Source organism: Salana multivorans (assembly GCF_003751805.1).
Classification (GTDB): Bacteria; Actinomycetota; Actinomycetes; order Actinomycetales; family Beutenbergiaceae; genus Salana; species Salana multivorans.
Genome location: NZ_RKHQ01000001.1, coordinates 489,695 through 505,772 on the forward strand (window position 1 = coordinate 489,695; position 16,078 = coordinate 505,772).

Below are 16,078 nucleotides of genomic sequence, written 5' to 3' on the forward strand. Positions count from 1 at the left end.
CGAGGTCACGGTGAAGGCGGGGTGGTCGTGGGGACAAGCATGATGAGGAAGAGCTGGGCACCCTCGGCGCTGCGGTACACGTGGGGAACGTCGGCGGGGTAGTTGGCATAGTCGCCAGGGCCGAGGCGTACGTGGGCGCTCTCCGGTCCCACGTCGGCCTCGCCGCTGAGGACATAGGCATGCTCGCGGGTTCCGGGTCGGTGCGCCTTCGCGTGGTGATCGGAGTTGGCGTGGAGCGAGAAGTCGTAGGTCTCGACGGCGACATGGGTGTGCCGGGAGCGCTGCAACAGCCGGGCGTCGAGGGGCTGACCGGGGATGGGTGGCCTTTCGGCGGCGCGGACGATCTGCACCCCGGCGGGCGGCTCCTCCTCCACGAGGTCGGCCAGGGTCGCGTCCAACGCGTAGGCGAGCGCGAACAGCGTCTCGACGGTGGGATTGCCGCGGCCCCTCTCCAACTCGCTGATCGTTCCCTTCGCCACCCCGGACCGTTCCGCCAAGACGGCCAGCGTCAGCCCGCGGTCGGCCCGCAGACGCTGCACGTTCCTGGCGACCGCCGCTGTTCCGTTTCCCACGACACCACCGCCGAAGTTCGGGTTACTGGTACGTTTGTCATCATAGCGAACCGGAGAATGCGGGACATGAAGACGATCGCGCTCCTTCACGGCATGAGCAGTGTCGCCACGACGGACTACTACGAACGGATCAACGAGCGCGTGAACCAGCTCCGAGGAGGCCACGAACGCGCCGAGCTGCTCCTGTCCAGCGTCAACTTCGCGGTCATCGAGCGATGCGTCAGGGCTCAGGCATGGGTGAAGCCGCCGCCTACCTCGCGCAGAAAGCCCAGGGGCTCGAACGGGCCGGTGCAGACTTCATCGCCTGCGGCAGCAACACGATGCACCGGGTCAGCCCCGCGATCGAGGCCGCCGTATCCGTCCCCTTCCTCCACATCGTCGATGTCGTCGCGCAGGCCGCACGGCGAGCCGGCGTCGGCGCCCTGGGGCTGCTCGGCACGCTGCCGGTCATGGAAGCAGGCTTCTATCAGGACCGACTCGCCTCGCACGGACTGTCGATTGTCGCGCCAGCCGAGGATGACCGCGCCTTCGTGGACCGGGTGATCTTCGATGAGCTGACCTTCAACGTCTTCACCGACGACTCACGCCGCGAGTACGTGCGGGTCATGCACGACCTGCGCGACCGCGGCGCCGAGGCCATCGTCCTGGGCTGCACCGAGATCACCCAACTCGTCGGACCGAACGACTTCCCCTCACTGCCCCTGCTCGACTCCACAGCCCTGCACGTCGAGGCCATTGTCAACGTCAGCCTCACCGAGAAGTGACACGTGAACCTCGCGTGAGGGGGATCATCGGTCCGAGCTGACCGTCAGCCGCGCAGAACGGCGAGCGCCGCCTGAGCCTGGCGAGGCAGCACCCCGTTCCCGAGAGCGGCGAGTTGCTGCGCATGCGTGAGGCCGAACGCGGGATCGGTGACCCAGCCCTCACGAAGCCCCATCAACCACTCCACGAACTCAGGCGCAGGACGGTGCCCCATGTCGTCGTTCAGGATGGCGGGAGCTGGGGCGGGTCGTCCGGTAATGCGCTCCCATCGGGTGATGGCTCCGGCGTAGCGTCCCCAGCCTCGAAGAACTCCTCGATCAGCGCGAACGTCGCCTCCGGGGATGGACGCCGCCCTCGCTTGGTCACGAGGTCGATCACTTGGTGGCTCAGCGCGATCGTTCCCCGACGTGCCCGCACGTGGTCCAGCGTCTCGCCGCCCTTGGCTGAGTCCGAGGCGAGCGGTGTGCGGAACAGCGCGGTGGGCGAGGATAAAGATGCAAAATCGGGGGTGGGGCGCGCCGATCGCGGAAGCAGGTAGGCCGATCCATCGCGTGTCATACCGGAGGTCGGCCAGGTCTCCGAGTACGGCGCCAAGTGCCCGTAGAGGTCGGGCTGGCTCGTCTCCCATATCCCACGGCTCGGGTTCCAGGTTGCGAAGGGTTGCAGCGCCGGGGGTTGCGTTGGCGGGGTTGCGTCGCTCATCGTCGTCTCCTTTCGGCTTCGCGCCGCGGGTCGCGGTCGCGGAGAGCAGGCCACGGACGTTCTCGATAACGACCCATTCGGGTTGCAGCGCCTCGATCGCGGTCGCCATGTGCGCCCACAGGCCGGAGCGAGTGCCGGGTGCGAGGCCGGCCATGCGACCGACCGTGGACACGTCCTGGCAGGGGAAGTCGCCGCAGAGAACATCGACAGGCTCGACGCTGCTCCAGTCGATCGTCGTGATGTCTCCGAGGTTCGGGGCGTCGGGCCAGTGGTGGGCGAAGACGCGGGCGACGGGCTCGTTGATTTCGGAGAACCACGCGGTGCGGGCGTCAGAGACTTCCTCGACGGCGAGGTCGAGTCCGCCGTAGCCGGAGAACAGCGACCCGACCCGCAGGCGCTCGTCCTCGTCGGTGTTCGGCTCGTGGATGAGGACTCCGGCAGCTCGGTGATCCCGGCCGAGGTCCGCTCGCGAACTCGACGCCGGGCTGGTCACCTGCCAGGTGCTCGCCGCGCCTCCTGCGACCGAACGACCCAGCTCCGCTGACGGGCTCGCCGGAGCCCGCTTCCTCGCCTCGGTTCTGAGCGATCACGCCTCTTGCAGATCGAGGGGCAGCAACAGCACACCAATGCGTCGCTAGAGATTGCGCGGTCGCCCGTATCAGACGAGCACGGATCAGGTACGCGGTAGCAGCGGCCAGCAGCCGAAAAGGAACTACGCCGCCAGCTGGTTGTCGATCTGGTGGCCGATAACGAGGTCACTCACCCGAAATGCTCTGGCGGCCCGAGCTTGCGACTCTTCGCTGAAGTCGCCATCGAGAAGTTCACGCAGCCCTGCCGCGGGGGCGAGGAACTCGGCAGCGAACGCTCGCTCAAGCTTGTCCGTGTATCGGGCGCCGCGTGTCAGAAGGGAAGATCGCGTCCGAGGATCTGTGATCCGGCGGGCGAGCGCGCGAGCACCGATGAATCGGCCTCGCGGAGCCGACGGGTCGATGTCCGGACCAACTATCGCGGCTGTCTCGTCGCCATCCACTCTCGCGAGAGCCTCGACGTTTTCCGGCGGCTGACTGGACGCATGCGAGAGCGCCACGAAGTCCTCGATCGGGACCGGGTCCGTGAGCGAAAGACCGAGCTCCTCGCGCAGAGCGTCTGCCCTGCGGTAACCCTCTCGCCACGGTGCCGCGCCGGAGACGCTCAACAATGGCTCGAAGGCGGGCAGCGGTCGAACTCGCGCATCGGCCGACCGCTTAGCGCGAATTGCGTCCCGCAGCCAGTTCTCGGCTGATTCCAGGGCTGAGAATGGAACGGCGCGCGCAAGGTCCGCAAGTAAGGCATTGTCGTTGAGAGCCTCGCCTGCGGACAGCAGCGCGTGTGCGACGTCGTCGGAGATGTCGTACGGATCAAAGCCCCATGACGCTGCAACCATCGCGAACTGCCGCACTTCGGCGTCGGCTTCTTGGATCGCTGACCACTCGTCCTGCAGCAGCGTTCCTGTGACGCCGGACTCGTCGAGACGACGCACGGTCGCATCGATGAAACGACCCAGCGAGCGAAGTACTTCATCACCGTCAAGCACCGCATTGATAGACGCGAGACTGTGGACCCTCAGACCTTGATCCTGGCGAGGCGTAACCCGCACCCACATCTGCTGGCGGTCCGAACGGAGAACCATCGTCGGCCATGGGAATCCGTCGCCGGCACCGGCGAGATTCAGCCCTTCGTAGTCCGGAAGGTGAGATCGAGTGTCAAGCGCCCACCAGTTAATGGCCAGCCACTCGGCCAGCGGGTAGGCGGCAACATCGATGCTTTCGCGCACCTGAGCTGGAGTTTCTCGCTCCTTCACGAGCGTCGCAGTCTGGTCGCCAACTGTGATGCGCAGTCGCGCCCAGGTCGCTCGCAGCTCGGGCGCTCGTACCCCGGGGGCAGACTCCCAGGCGCAATCAATCGCGAGCGTCATGACGCTCGCTCTCGCAGCTCGCGAGGGATGCTGTCTTCTGTGACGGGATAGCCCTTGTAGGTACCCGAGACAGCATTCACCAGTCGGGCTTCGAACCATCGGCCTTCGCGAATGTCCCAGACATAGCGCGGGTACGTTCCCTGATCCCGGTACGCGCTGACGTTTCCGCGGAGGATAGCCTCGCGCAGCCAAGTGCCGATCGAGTCCGCGTTGTTGAGTTCCTTCGGGCACGGCGTCGCATCTGACCGAAGCTTGGGACGCCCGGCGAACGAGGGGTATGTCTTGTGCTCGGGGGAACCGATGTAGGTGACGTTCTCGGCCCATCTTTCCAACTCGCGTGCCTCTGGATGGGTCGCGAGCGCCTGGGGTCGCGGGCGTCTCCTACCAGGCGTTCTCATATCGCGATGCTACCAAGCAGCATTGCCACGGCCGAGCGTGATGCGTACCTCAGACTGAGGAGGTCCTGCCAGTGACAGTGTCGATGCGGGTGATGAGTGCGGGTGATGGCTACAGGTACCTGCTGCGCACGGTCGTCGCCGGGCACGGCGACAGGTCGCTCTCAACCCCGCTGACGCGCTACTACGCCGAGGCGGGCACTCCGCCGGGGCAGTGGCTCGGCGCTGGCGTCGCGGCGCTAGGAGGGATGATCGCGGAGGGCGATCAGGTCACCGAAGCTCAGCTCGAACTTCTCCTCGGCCTCGGTCGGCACCCCGTCACGGGTGCCCCGCCCGGGCCGACCGTGCCCCTCGTCACCGTGGAGCGCATCACCCGCCGCCCCGACCGGCACGGCCGCACCCTCGGCCAAGACCAAGCGGACGTGCTAACGAAGATCGCCCTCTCCGGCCGACTCATCGACGTGCTCGTGGGTCCCGCCGGGGCTGGGAAGACAACCGCGATGAACGCCCTACGACGCGCCTGGGAACACGAGCACGGGCACGGCAGCGTGGTCGGGCTTGCGCCGTCCGCGGTCGCGGCGCAGGTCCTTGCCGATGACCTCGGGATCGCTACAGAGAACACGGCGAAGTGGTGGCAGAACCACATCATGTACGGCGAGACGTTCCGCAAGGGCCAGCTCGTCATCATCGACGAGGCATCCCTGGCCGGCACCGTCTCCCTCGACCGCATCACCGCCCTTGCCGTCGAAGCCGGGGCGAAGACGCTGCTGGTCGGGGACTACGCCCAGCTCCAGTCACCGACCGCATCCGACGCCTACGCGATGCTCGTCCATGACCGCGACGACGCCCCCGAGCTGGTCGACATCCACAGGTTCAGGAACGAGTGGGAGAAGGCGGCCTCCCTCGGCCTGCGGCACGGCGACGCCACCGTCATCGAGGCCTACGCGACGCATCAACGCATCAGCGAGGGCGACATGGAGGTAATGATCGAGGCCGCCTACGCCGCCTGGCGCGCCGATGTGCTCGGCGGGTGGGCGAGTGTGCTGGTCGCGGACTCGAACGAGTCGGTGCAGGCGTTGAACGAGCGGGCGCGCGCCGAGTTGATCCTGGACGGCACGGTAAACGCCGGCCGCGAGGTCGAGCTGCACAACGGTCAGCGTGCCGCGGCCGGCGATACCGTCATCACCCGCAACAACGACCGCCGCCTCCGCGCGGGTCGAGGCTGGGTTCGCAACGGCAACAGGTGGACGGTTACCGAGGTCCGCGACGACGGCTCTCTCACTCTCCGCCGCGCCGGCCAGCGATGGGGCGGCTCGGTCGTGATCCCGGCCGAGTACGCGGCCGAGCATGTCGAGCTCGGCTAGCCGAGGTGCCCCAAACGCACTCACCTGTGATTGTGTCCGCAAGAATAGTCTACTGAGCGCTCTCGACTAAACTTGTGCCGTGGGACTAGAGATTCGACCGGCCACAGTGTTCGAGGATGTGGCGCTCTTGGTAGGGCCGAAGAAGCCGACTTCAAACGGGTGCTACTGTCTCGCTGATCGGATCAGCACCAAGGAAAACACTAGTCTGCGGGGTGCCGCTCGCGCTGATCGGGTGCGAGAGTTGTGTCAAGAGGAACTGCCCCCTGGGGTGATTGCTTACCTTGACGACGAGCCCGTTGGCTGGGCCGCTGTTCACCCACGTTCAGACACGAACTTCGCGCGAAGCCGGACTATTCCCCATGTGGACGAGATCGATGCCTGGGCGCTTTGGTGCTTTCGCGTGCGACCCGGGTATCGCAAGCAAGGAATCATGCACGCCCTCATTGATGGTGCCGTCACCTTCGCACGTAACCATGGCGCACCCGCTATCGAGGGGTATCCCGTCGATAATGGCGGTGAGAAGATCAGCCTCACTATGGCGTACATAGGCACACGGAGCTTGTTTGAAAGCGCGGGATTCACGGTAGCTGCCGAGACAGCATCGATGATCGAGGGCTTTCCTCGCGTACTCATGCGGAAAATGCTCGCACAGAACTAAAGAGATATCCCACTATCCGTCAGGTGCGTAAGCGGTCTCGTACAAGTGCAGTGGCGGTTGTGTCTGCGCGTCCGGCCCTGTGTCCGAGTGTGTGCACGGTGATGACTCGTGATCCGTCGTGCGAGATGCCGATGAATGCTCCGTGGTCGCGGTTATGGCCGTTGTGCCACCAGAGCAGGGGGTCGTCCATCCATCCCAGGGGCTTCTTGCCGAGAGTGTGCCGGGCGACGGCCGTGGCGTATTGTTCGAGCGCGTCGAAGGTGCCGTGCACGCCGCCCGCGCCGATGAACGGGCCGGTGTCTTTCCACTGTTGACGAACGCTGCCGGTCCAGGTGCGCAGCACTGGCACCCGGTCCGGGGGTGGGGTGATGGTGACTTCGGCGATCCGGAGCGGCGCGAACACTTCGTCGGTGGCGAGTGTCCACCAGTCACGCCCGGTGACAACTTCGAGTAACCGCGTGAGGACTGCGTATCCGAGGTTCGAGTAGTCGAACGATCCCACGGTGCCGGTGTGCTGACCGGCAAGCGTGGGCAGCACCTCAGCGTCGAAGTATGCGGTGGTGTACTTCGCGTACGGGTCGCGCAGTTCCACGAGGTTAGTGATGATCCCCTCTGGCAGCCTCGGCAGACCGGAGGTGTGCGTGACGAGCGAACGAACATCGACCGTTTCCGGGAGCTGTGACTCCGGCAGGTACTCGGCGACGGGCGCAGAGAGATCGAGGGTCGCTGCCTGATCTAACTGCTCGGCGATTCGAGCGGTGACGGTCTTGGTGATCGACCCCCACTCGAGCATCGGGGCACCCTGATGCAGCCGCCCGAACTTCTCCGCGGTGACCGTTCCGCCGTCTCGGAGCCGGTACGCCACGCTCTTCTGACGCACCAACCAACTCATGCCGCCAAGCCTATAGACCCCGACTGAAACCGCCCTGTTCCGGCGTACTCCTGCGCTGCTGGTCAAAAGCAGACCGACGTCGGCGTTCCTGCTCGACCTGCTCAGCCTGACGTGCCCTCTGCGCAGCACGGGTGCGCTCGATCCGTGCGACTGCCTCGGCAGGTGTCAGGGACCGCAACAACTCGGCTTCCTTTCTCGCCTGGTTCGCGGTCTTCGCGGCGCGTGCGGCTTCTTGCGCGGGGTTCGCGGTGAGGTACGCCTGTCGATTGCGGGCTACCGTGTCCACGCCGAAGACGCGCGCGACCGCCGTAAGCCTCGCTGCCCTTGCCTGTTCCGGCCTACTCAGCGACGCATCGCGTGCGGCCCGATGCTCCCGTTCAGCGTCAGCCAAGCCAGGATCGTTATCGATCCTGGGCCGGGTAACTCGCTCGACCCAGCCGTCCACGCGGTCGTTCCATCTCGGGGATTCGCCCCACTCGTTCGTCAACTGCTCGCGAACATCGTTGAGTCGCGCGGTGGCGCGTTCGTGCTCTTCACGTGCGCGACGCTTCCCCAACCACGACGCCTCCCTCAGCTGCGATCCTGCTGCGCGCTCGGCAGCTTCACTCTGCTGCCACGCGGTAAACGCTGCTCTCGCGGATGAAACGAGCGGCGTGGTGATCTGCTCACGCATCTGTTCGACCCGCGCGCGGGCGGCTTGCTCGGTGGCCCGCGCCGTCTCGCGTCGCGCCATCTCACCAGCATTCAAGTTGGAGAGAGCCGCGCTGACTCGCTGCCAGCGTTCAGCCACCACCTGGGCACTGTCGGCGCGCTGCAACAGGGCAGCAATCTCATCGTTCACGAACTGAACGGGGCCGTCCACGATCATGCCGCGAACGGCGTCCTCGGCGGCGCGGGTGGCATGGGCGAGGCCTCGGTCTGCCGGGTCGCGTTCCAATGCCTCGATGAACTGTGCCCTGGCGTCGGCCATGTTCTCGGCGACGACGTGGAGCCGGTTTACCTCGCGGCCTCGGGTCATGCCGACGTAGACCCCGGCAGCGGTGGTCGCCTCCGACAGGATCGTGTGGGAGGCGGCGACGGTTGCGCCTTGGACGCCGTACGCGGTCGCCGCGTAGGACAGGTGCGCGTGCTCGCCCACATACTCGGGCGAAAGGGTGACTGTGCGGGGGTTCTTCCGGCCGCTGCCAACCTCGCGGGCATACACGGTGCCGTCGTCGGTGACCTGCTGGACGATCCACTGCTGCCGATTCGCAACCCCGAGCGCAGTGTCGTTTCTGCGGGTCTGGATCAGGTCACCGCCCCCGATGGCGAGACCGTCACTGCCGGTCGCCGTCACCTCGTCATCGACCTCACCCCGCTCAATCCGGCCGGTACGGATGCGCTCGTTCAACTCCGCCGCTTCGTCGTTCGTGGCGACCGTGATCGCTTCGCCGTCGTGGGCGTGCTCAGCGATGTGCTCGCGGGCTTGCTCATCATCAGCGTGCAGCGTCACGAGCCCCATCGCGGCGAGTTGGTCGAACACGTCGCCAGGGGTCTCGCGGTCGCGCATCGCCAGTGTGAGCGCCGCGTAGTCGGGATCGGTGAAGCGGTGCAGCTCGGTCATGTCGTAGCGGCGGCCCCTGATCTGCGCGGCCATGTCGAGCACCCCGCCCCGACCAACCGCGGGGAGCTGGGCGCGGTCGCCGACGAGTGCGACCGTCGTCCCCGCCTCGGCGGTCACAGCGAAGAGGGCGTGGGCGGTGTCCTGGTCGAGCATCCCGGCCTCATCCACGATCACCCGCTCACCCCGCGACAACACTGCATCCTTCGGCGGGCCGGTGTAGGTGCGCTTGCTCTCGGGATCGAGGTCGCCCACAGCGAGGCGTGTCCATACGCCGTCACGGTTCCACCGCCACCCGTGCGCATACACGAGCGCCGCAACACTGGTTGCGGGCACCCCGAGTTCTTCGTGCGCGACCTGCGCGGCGCGCAACGTCGGCGCGACCACCCGCGATGCCCTGCCATGCTCGGCGGCAACTTCGATAGCGGCGCGCAGCATGTTCGTCTTTCCACTGCCCGCCGCGCCCTCCACGATCACCAGCGCATCGGTCGAGGCCACCGCTGCTGCCGCGAGGGTCTGCCCTTCATCGAGTCCAGCCGTTCGCGCGGCTTCGGTCACGTCGGGGTGCTCTGGCTCACGGCGCTGTGTTGCGGCGGTGAGTTGGTCGCGTAGCGCGGTCTCAGCGGCAACCACGCTCAGGCTCGTCAGATGTGCGACATGCTCCGGCGTCGCCGAACCGGGCGGCAGGACAGAAAAGCAGTCCGAGGCGGCAAGCTCAGTCGCCACGGTGATGAACTCCCGCAACTCAGCGGGTGCGACTTGCACGCCTGCCTCGGTGGTGATGCGAGTGACATGCTCCTGGATCGTGTGCCGCGTCCACGCTGACGCACCCGCCGCACAGCGATCGAGCGCACGCGATGCAACCTCCTGCACGGATAGCTCATCTACTGCCACCGCAGGTTGCGCGGCACGGCGCTCAGACGTTGCGGGGTCGTATCCCGCGTCGCGGAGTTCCTGCACCCACCATTGCTCGTTCTTCAAGTCGGCGGGCTTCTTTCCTGGCCGCTGATACGTCCAGGCGATGCCCTGCAAACGCGCCGTCATCACCGGCCCCAGTTGCTCACCCGGATGCGCCTGCTCCCATTCGGCTTCGAGGCGTTCCAAGTTGCGCTTGATCTGCGCCGACCGCTTCGACATCACCCCGTTGAACGGCTGCAACTCGGACACCTCACCGGACGCCGGATCAAGTGTCAGGCCGTGCTCTGCGAGGGTCTGAGCGAGCTGCGGGTGCGCGGCGATCACCGCCGTGCCGAGGGCGCGGATCGCGCCTTGCTGCTTGAACAACGCCGCCGTGTCCAGTGCCCGCCACTTCCCGGCGGCGAAGATGCGGGTGCCGATCTGCATGTGGATATGCCGGTGCGGATCACCCGCACGGGAGGTCTTGTGAGTGATGCCGACGACCTGCATGTGTTCGATGGGTACGACCTCCCGCGCATTACGCGGGCCAACCCTCGTGACGGAATGCTGACCGAGCCAGCGGCGTATCTCGGTGAGGGCGTCTTGTTGGGCGGCGTCGAGGGCTTCGGAGACTTCGGGGTGGAGGGCGGCGGCGACCGACAGGGACTTGGGCGCGTTGATCGTCATTTCGGCGAACAACGGCGACCCCTTCGACCTCTCGCCCGCCTGGCGTGGAGTGCCCATCGACTCACCAGATTCGGGGTTGATCCAGTCCACCCAACCCTCATACTCGACCGCCGACAACGACCGGGCGGCGGTGACCTCGCCGCGCGCGTCGAGCACCGCGTACTCGGCTACGGTATCGTCTGCGCCGAGGTAGTAGTCGTCGGCACGGGAGCGGTCGGCCTCGACGTACCGGCGCGCGGCGGCACCGTTGCCGCGGAAGAGGATCACCCCGCCCTTCATCTCGGCCTCCCTCATGAGTCGTCTCATGAGGGAGGTGTGCGCCACGGCCCCGCCGTGGCATACGTGCATAACCGTGAATGATTTGATGGGTCAGGATGCTGTGACGCTTCGGGAGCTCAGGGAGTTGTCGCTGTGGTGCTCATGGGTGAGATGGTCGGGGCGAGTTAGGGTAGAGAAGTAGCGGAGCCTGGATCGACTGCTGGGGTGGTCGGATGTCTGCAAATAGTAGGAGTTGAGGTATGCAGACAATTCTGCTTGTGGAAGACGACCGGGACATTGCTGATGGCCTCACGAAATTGTTCGAGTCAGCTGGTTTTGCTTCCATCCACGCTGCTACTCGGGCAGAGGCTCTAGAAGCGGTGACAGCGAGAGACTTCGATGTAGCTGTTGTCGATATCTCGTTGCCGGATGGTAACGGTTACTCGATTTGCACTGAGGTCAAAGCACATAAGGGTGTCCCAGTGATCTTTCTGACGGCTTCTGGAGACGAGGCCAGCGTGGTTACTGGTTTGAACATGGGAGCCGACGACTATGTTCAAAAGCCGTTTCGCCCCCGTGAGCTTCTCGCGCGTATTCATGCGACGCTGCGAAAGAACAGCCCTTCGCTTTCTCGGGTCGAGGTAAATGGCCTGGTGGCAGATCTTGCCAGTGGGACAGTGTCTAAGCGTGGACGGGATGTTGCGCTGTCGGCCCTCGAGTATCGACTGTTGCTGCTTTTTCTTACTAACCCGTCGAATGTGCTGACGCGTTCACGTCTGCTCGACGAACTGTGGGATGCTGCCGGGGAGTTCGTCACTGACAACACGTTGTCGGTGTACATTAAACGGCTTCGTGACAAGATCGAAGATGATTCATCCAGGCCGACAATTATTTTGACCATTCGAGGGATCGGCTATCGTCTCGGCCGAAATCATGCTGAGAAATAGAGAGGTTCGCGTGCCGGCCGTGCTCGCGGCCGCGGTGGCAGTCTGCGGAACGCTCGTTGCGTTTCTTCATGGGACTGCGGCGGGACTTGTCACGGGCGGCGTGTCGCTGGCGCTCTGCGCGATCTTATTTGTGCACATCCGGCTGAGATACGCGCGCATCGCGGAATTGACTCACCAGATCGATATCGCACTCCATCAGGGAACTGACTTTCGCTTCGACAGTCTCGAAGAAGGGGAACTGTCTGTCCTTCAAAGCGAGATACACAAGCTCCTTCTCCGGGTTCAGGAACAGAATGCCGCGCTCAGACGCGAAAAGGAGCATCTTTCTGATTCTCTGGCAGATATTGCACATCAGCTACGCACCCCTCTCACTTCAGCCACGATTACGATGTCGCTCATCGCTGATCAAGGTGACCCAGAGGAGCGGAGGGCGCTCACGCGGCAGGCTGAAGACCTACTGAGCAGAATGGATTGGCTCCTCACCTCTCTGTTGAAGCTATCCCGGCTTGATGCTGGCGTTGTCAGCTTCCAAGACACCTCTGTCTATGTATCTGAGCTGATTGATGAGGCCATCCAGCCGCTGTTGGTCCTGTTGGATATCCGAGATGTGTCCTGGCATGCCGATATCCCTGAGACTGCTTCGTTGCACGGTGATCCGAGGTGGATTGGCGAATCGATTCGTAATGTACTGAAGAATTGCATTGAGAGCGCTGGCGTCGGCGGCGTCATTGAAGTGGGCTGTGTAGAGACGCCTCTGTACACGGAGATCACGATTGCCGATAATGGCGACGGGATCGATCAAGCGGATCTTCCCCGCGTGTTCGAACGTTTCTACCAGAGCAAAGACAAACACAGCCGAGGGTATGGGATCGGGTTGGCTCTGAGCCGGACGATCATCACTCGTCAGGGCGGCTCGATCGTTGTGCGGAATCGCCAGACCGGTGGTGCCGAGTTCGTGATTCGCTTCCCCAAGTGACAGTTCTCTCACTTTGTCGTCACTCGTGTGCAAGACCTGCTCCTTATCGTGAGAACGATGGATAGGAATGGAGTTAGGTCGGATGCACTTTCTGCGAGCTGAGAACCTCAGCAAGGTCTACGGCACTGGCGAGAGCCAGGTTGCCGCTGTAAACGATGTCTCACTGGATTTCACACAGGGAGAGTTCACCGCGATTATCGGAGCATCCGGATCTGGGAAGTCCACGCTCCTGCACATGATCGGCGGTGTCGATGTACCCACTTCGGGCAGAGTGCTCCTCAACGGGGTAGACGTGTACGCTCAAAGCCGCGAGAAGCTCGCCATTTTCCGGAGACGTCAGGTTGGTCTGATCTACCAGTTCCACAATCTGCTGCCCACCCTGAACGTGGTTGAGAACATCACCCTGCCAGTGTTGCTCGACAAACGGAAAGTCAACACGGACAGGCTGAACACGTTACTGGAGATGCTGGGGCTCGAGAACCGTCAAAACCATCTTCCCAACCAGCTGTCAGGCGGTCAGCAGCAGCGCGTGTCCATCGGTCGAGCATTGATGAACGCTCCTGCCGTGATGCTGGCTGATGAACCGACGGGAAGCCTTGATAGCTCGAACGGGCAGGAGATCGTCAGACTCTTGAAGGAAAGCAACCGGGTGTTTGGGCAGACCCTGCTCCTGGTCACCCATGATGAGAGCATCGCGTTGCAGGCGGATCGGATCATCGGGATTTCCGATGGGAGAGTTGCGCGGGACGAGAGGATCTCCCGAACGTGAGTATCCTCAACAAAGTCACGCTCGCCGGGATGCGTAAGAGCCCCGCACGCACGATCGTGACGATCGTTGGCATAGTGCTCTCAACTGCAATGATCGCAGGCGTCGCGACGTTCGGTGCTTCTCTGCAGAACTATCTTGTCGAAAGCTCTCTTGCGAAGACCGGCAATTGGCACGTGCAGTTCACGAACGTCGATGCGGCGGGTATCGATGCCCTGACCGCAGATCCCGAGGTTACTCACCTTTCAACTATTGACGAGGTCGGGTATGCGGCGCTCCCGGGGATCCGCAGCGAAGATAAGCCCTACGTGTTCATCGCCGGGCTCACTGAGGGCGCTGTAGACACCCTTCCGATCTCTGTGCTCTCAGGACGTCTCCCCGAACGAAGTGACGAGATCATCGTTCCTTCACACCTCGCAGCCAAAGGAGGCGTGCGGCTCCAGGTTGGCGACCAGGTGCCCCTTGCCGTTGGTGAACGACACCTCGCAGACGTGACGCTCTCGCAGAACGACCCGTATTCTGCAGGCAAGGAGGGCGAGAACCCGGAGCAGTTCACGCCCACGATGCAGCGCATCTACACGGTCGTCGGCACTATGGAACGGCCGGAGTTCGAGACGCAGACGGCCCCTGGTTACACGATATTAACGAAGGCAGATGCGGGAACGACGCCGACGCTCTCGACCGCCTTCGTGACGGTCGAGAGTCCCGCGAACGCAGGGTCCTGGGCCGAACAGTCAGGGATCGGATCGTCATACGTGCTGAACGAGGATGTTTTGCGCTTCCTCGGCGGGTCGGGCAGCGCCACCTTCAACCTGATCCTCTACACACTGGTGGGCATTGTCATCCTGATCATCATGATCGGGTCGGTGTTCCTCATCTATAACTCGTTCAGCATTTCCACGAGCGAACGCACGAAACAGTTCGGCATCTTGTCGTCTGTGGGCGCCACCCCGCAGCAACTGCGCAACTCTGTGATATTCGAAGGATTGTGCCTCGCAGCGCTCGGCATCCCCATCGGGCTCATCATCGGTACCGGCGGTATCGCCGCCGTCCTCCCCGTCATCGAGAAGAACATGGGAACGCTCGCAGAGAACTCAGTGCCCCTCACGCTCTCCATCTCGATACCGGCTCTTATTGCAGCCGCGTTTGTCAGCCTGGTCACGATCCTCGTTTCGGCATATGTACCTGCGCGTAAGGCCGCGATCCGGCCAGTGATGGAAAGCTTGAGAGAAACCAACGAAGTACTCATCACGTCAGAGAAGGTGCGCACCTCGTCGTTCGCGGCTCGCCTCCTTGGTCTTGAAGGTGCGCTCGCGATGAAGAACTTCAAGAGAAATCGCCGCCGCTATCGGACCATCGTTCTCTCACTCGTACTCAGTGTTGTCCTATTCGCCGCCGGAACAGCCTTCGGTTCGACTTTGAAGCGTCTTGCGGATCTCATCACGATGGACTTCGATTATGACGTCTTGTTCGTGGCCGATAACCTCCCAGCGTTGGAAGCCGATCAAACCTTCGACACCCTCATGAGCGCCTTCGGGGTGACCGACGGCAGCTCTCAGACCGTACTCGACTACACCGTCGAAGTAGGACCCGAAACCCTCTCCCCGGAATACCGTTCGGAACTCGGCGGCACGGAAATGGCGGAAACGGTCACGCTGCCGTTTCATTTCCAGTTCATTGCAGACGATCAGTATGCAGCGTTCGCAGCGGAACAAGGCGTCGATACGGAACACCACACTGGGAGCCTCCCGGAAATGGTCGCGGTCGCGAAAGCCCAAATGCCGACCTCGGACACGGATGGGACCAACCAGAACACCTCGCTGGTCGACCTCTTCGGTGGCGCAGCCGAGCCACTCACCATCACACCAATTGCGCCAGACGGTGTACCGGTCGGTACACCTGCGGAGATCTCAGTTCGATTCGTCGACACGTACCCGGTCGACCCGCCGCCTGGGAAAGGGACTTTACCTGCCCCCACGAACGTTGAAGGCGCAACTTCACCCTATGTGTTTATCGTGATCGCGCCCTCCTCGATGGAGGACGCCTTCACCGTTAGTGGAGTCGGGGAAACCGTTGCGATGGCCTTCCAATCCTCGACACCGTCCGAGACAACCAAGCAGATGGAAGCTCTCATCCAGTCGCTCGGAATTTCTTCCGACTACCAGCTACACAATGTCTACTCGATGGTCGAGCAATTTGAGAGCGTTACCTTCGTCGTTGAAGTATTCACCTATGGGTTCGTACTTCTGATAACGCTGATTGCGGTCGCGAACGTCTTCAACACCATTTCCACAAATATCAAGCTTCGGAAACGAGAGCTGGCCATGCTGAGATCCGTTGGCATGTCAGACGCACAACTCAACCGGATGATGGGCCTGGAAAGCGTGTTCTACGGGGCCCGTACTCTGGTCATCGGGATTCCGCTCACGATTCTTGTGACTTGGCTCATTCACTCAGGTCTTGCAACTGTCGAGAGCGTGGAGGGATTTGACTTCGTTTTCCCCTGGGCAAGTATCGCGATTAGCACCGCAGGCGTACTCCTTATCGTGTCGCTGACCATGGGTTTCTCGATTCGCAAACTCAAGAAAGAGAACATCATCAACGCTCTCCGCAGCGACAACCTATAGCACCATCTGGGCGGGGCGAAT

General features: G+C 63.3%; 11 protein-coding genes and 2 pseudogenes. 8 read left to right on the forward strand and 5 right to left on the reverse strand.

Annotated elements, in window-relative coordinates:
* Window positions 1-5: 5 nt before the first annotated feature.
* The gene (locus EDD28_RS02355; RefSeq protein ID WP_170169323.1) at window positions 6-662 is read right to left on the reverse strand and encodes a helix-turn-helix domain-containing protein; all 657 of its coding nucleotides are present in this window, start codon (window positions 660-662) and stop codon (window positions 6-8) included.
* 143 nt (window positions 663-805) lie between these two features.
* Here EDD28_RS02355 and EDD28_RS02360 point away from each other — a divergent pair, with 143 nt between their 5' ends.
* The gene (locus EDD28_RS02360) at window positions 806-1,336 is read left to right on the forward strand and encodes an aspartate/glutamate racemase family protein (RefSeq protein ID WP_211339093.1); all 531 of its coding nucleotides are present in this window, start codon (window positions 806-808) and stop codon (window positions 1,334-1,336) included.
* A gap of 44 nt (window positions 1,337-1,380) precedes the next feature.
* Here the strand turns inward: EDD28_RS02360 and EDD28_RS02365 are convergent, their stop codons facing one another.
* Together EDD28_RS02365 and EDD28_RS02370 are read right to left on the reverse strand one after the other, a co-directional pair.
* On the reverse strand, window positions 1,381-2,529 hold the full coding sequence (locus EDD28_RS02365; RefSeq protein WP_245967886.1) for a DNA cytosine methyltransferase: 1,149 nt from the start codon (window positions 2,527-2,529) through the stop codon (window positions 1,381-1,383).
* A gap of 219 nt (window positions 2,530-2,748) precedes the next feature.
* Window positions 2,749-3,990 (reverse strand): ImmA/IrrE family metallo-endopeptidase, encoded by a 1,242-nt coding sequence (locus EDD28_RS02370; RefSeq protein ID WP_148059521.1) that lies wholly within the window; start codon window positions 3,988-3,990, stop codon window positions 2,749-2,751.
* A gap of 490 nt (window positions 3,991-4,480) precedes the next feature.
* On the opposite strand from EDD28_RS02370, the pseudogene EDD28_RS17810 reads away from it, so the two are divergent.
* The 3 genes and pseudogenes from EDD28_RS17810 to EDD28_RS02380 all read left to right on the forward strand — a co-directional run.
* A pseudogene (locus EDD28_RS17810) lies at window positions 4,481-4,705 on the forward strand (relaxase domain-containing protein); the annotation flags it as partial.
* A 15-nt stretch (window positions 4,706-4,720) separates the two neighbouring features.
* Window positions 4,721-5,746: pseudogene (locus EDD28_RS02375) on the forward strand (AAA family ATPase); the annotation flags it as partial.
* Window positions 5,747-5,828: 82 nt separating this feature from the next.
* Entirely contained in the window at window positions 5,829-6,407 is a 579-nt protein-coding gene (locus tag EDD28_RS02380) for a GNAT family N-acetyltransferase (RefSeq protein WP_123738160.1), read from the forward strand.
* Window positions 6,408-6,426: 19 nt separating this feature from the next.
* On the opposite strand, the gene EDD28_RS02385 is transcribed toward EDD28_RS02380, so the two are convergent.
* Entirely contained in the window at window positions 6,427-7,299 is an 873-nt protein-coding gene (locus EDD28_RS02385; protein WP_123738161.1) for a serine hydrolase domain-containing protein, read from the reverse strand.
* Window positions 7,300-7,309: 10 nt separating this feature from the next.
* Window positions 7,310-10,777 carry a MobF family relaxase gene (gene mobF / locus EDD28_RS02390; RefSeq protein ID WP_123738162.1) on the reverse strand — a complete coding sequence of 1,156 codons (3,468 nt, stop codon included), beginning with the start codon at window positions 10,775-10,777 and terminating at the stop codon, window positions 7,310-7,312.
* A gap of 224 nt (window positions 10,778-11,001) precedes the next feature.
* Here mobF and EDD28_RS02395 point away from each other — a divergent pair, with 224 nt between their 5' ends.
* The 4 genes from EDD28_RS02395 to EDD28_RS02410 all read left to right on the forward strand — a co-directional run bounded on the left by EDD28_RS02395 (window position 11,002) and on the right by EDD28_RS02410 (window position 16,057).
* Window positions 11,002-11,688: a response regulator transcription factor gene (locus EDD28_RS02395; protein ID WP_123738163.1), complete on the forward strand. Its 687-nt coding sequence runs from the start codon at window positions 11,002-11,004 to the stop codon at window positions 11,686-11,688.
* Window positions 11,689-11,698: 10 nt separating this feature from the next.
* Complete coding sequence (locus tag EDD28_RS02400) at window positions 11,699-12,664, forward strand: sensor histidine kinase (RefSeq protein WP_211339094.1); 966 nt, start codon at window positions 11,699-11,701, stop codon at window positions 12,662-12,664.
* Window positions 12,665-12,746: 82 nt separating this feature from the next.
* Window positions 12,747-13,433, forward strand: a complete 687-nt coding sequence (locus EDD28_RS02405; protein ID WP_123739884.1) for an ABC transporter ATP-binding protein — start codon at window positions 12,747-12,749, stop codon at window positions 13,431-13,433.
* Complete coding sequence (locus EDD28_RS02410; protein WP_123738165.1) at window positions 13,430-16,057, forward strand: ABC transporter permease; 2,628 nt, start codon at window positions 13,430-13,432, stop codon at window positions 16,055-16,057. Before EDD28_RS02405 ends, EDD28_RS02410 begins: the two co-directional genes overlap by 4 nt.
* Window positions 16,058-16,078: the final 21 nt, after the last annotated feature.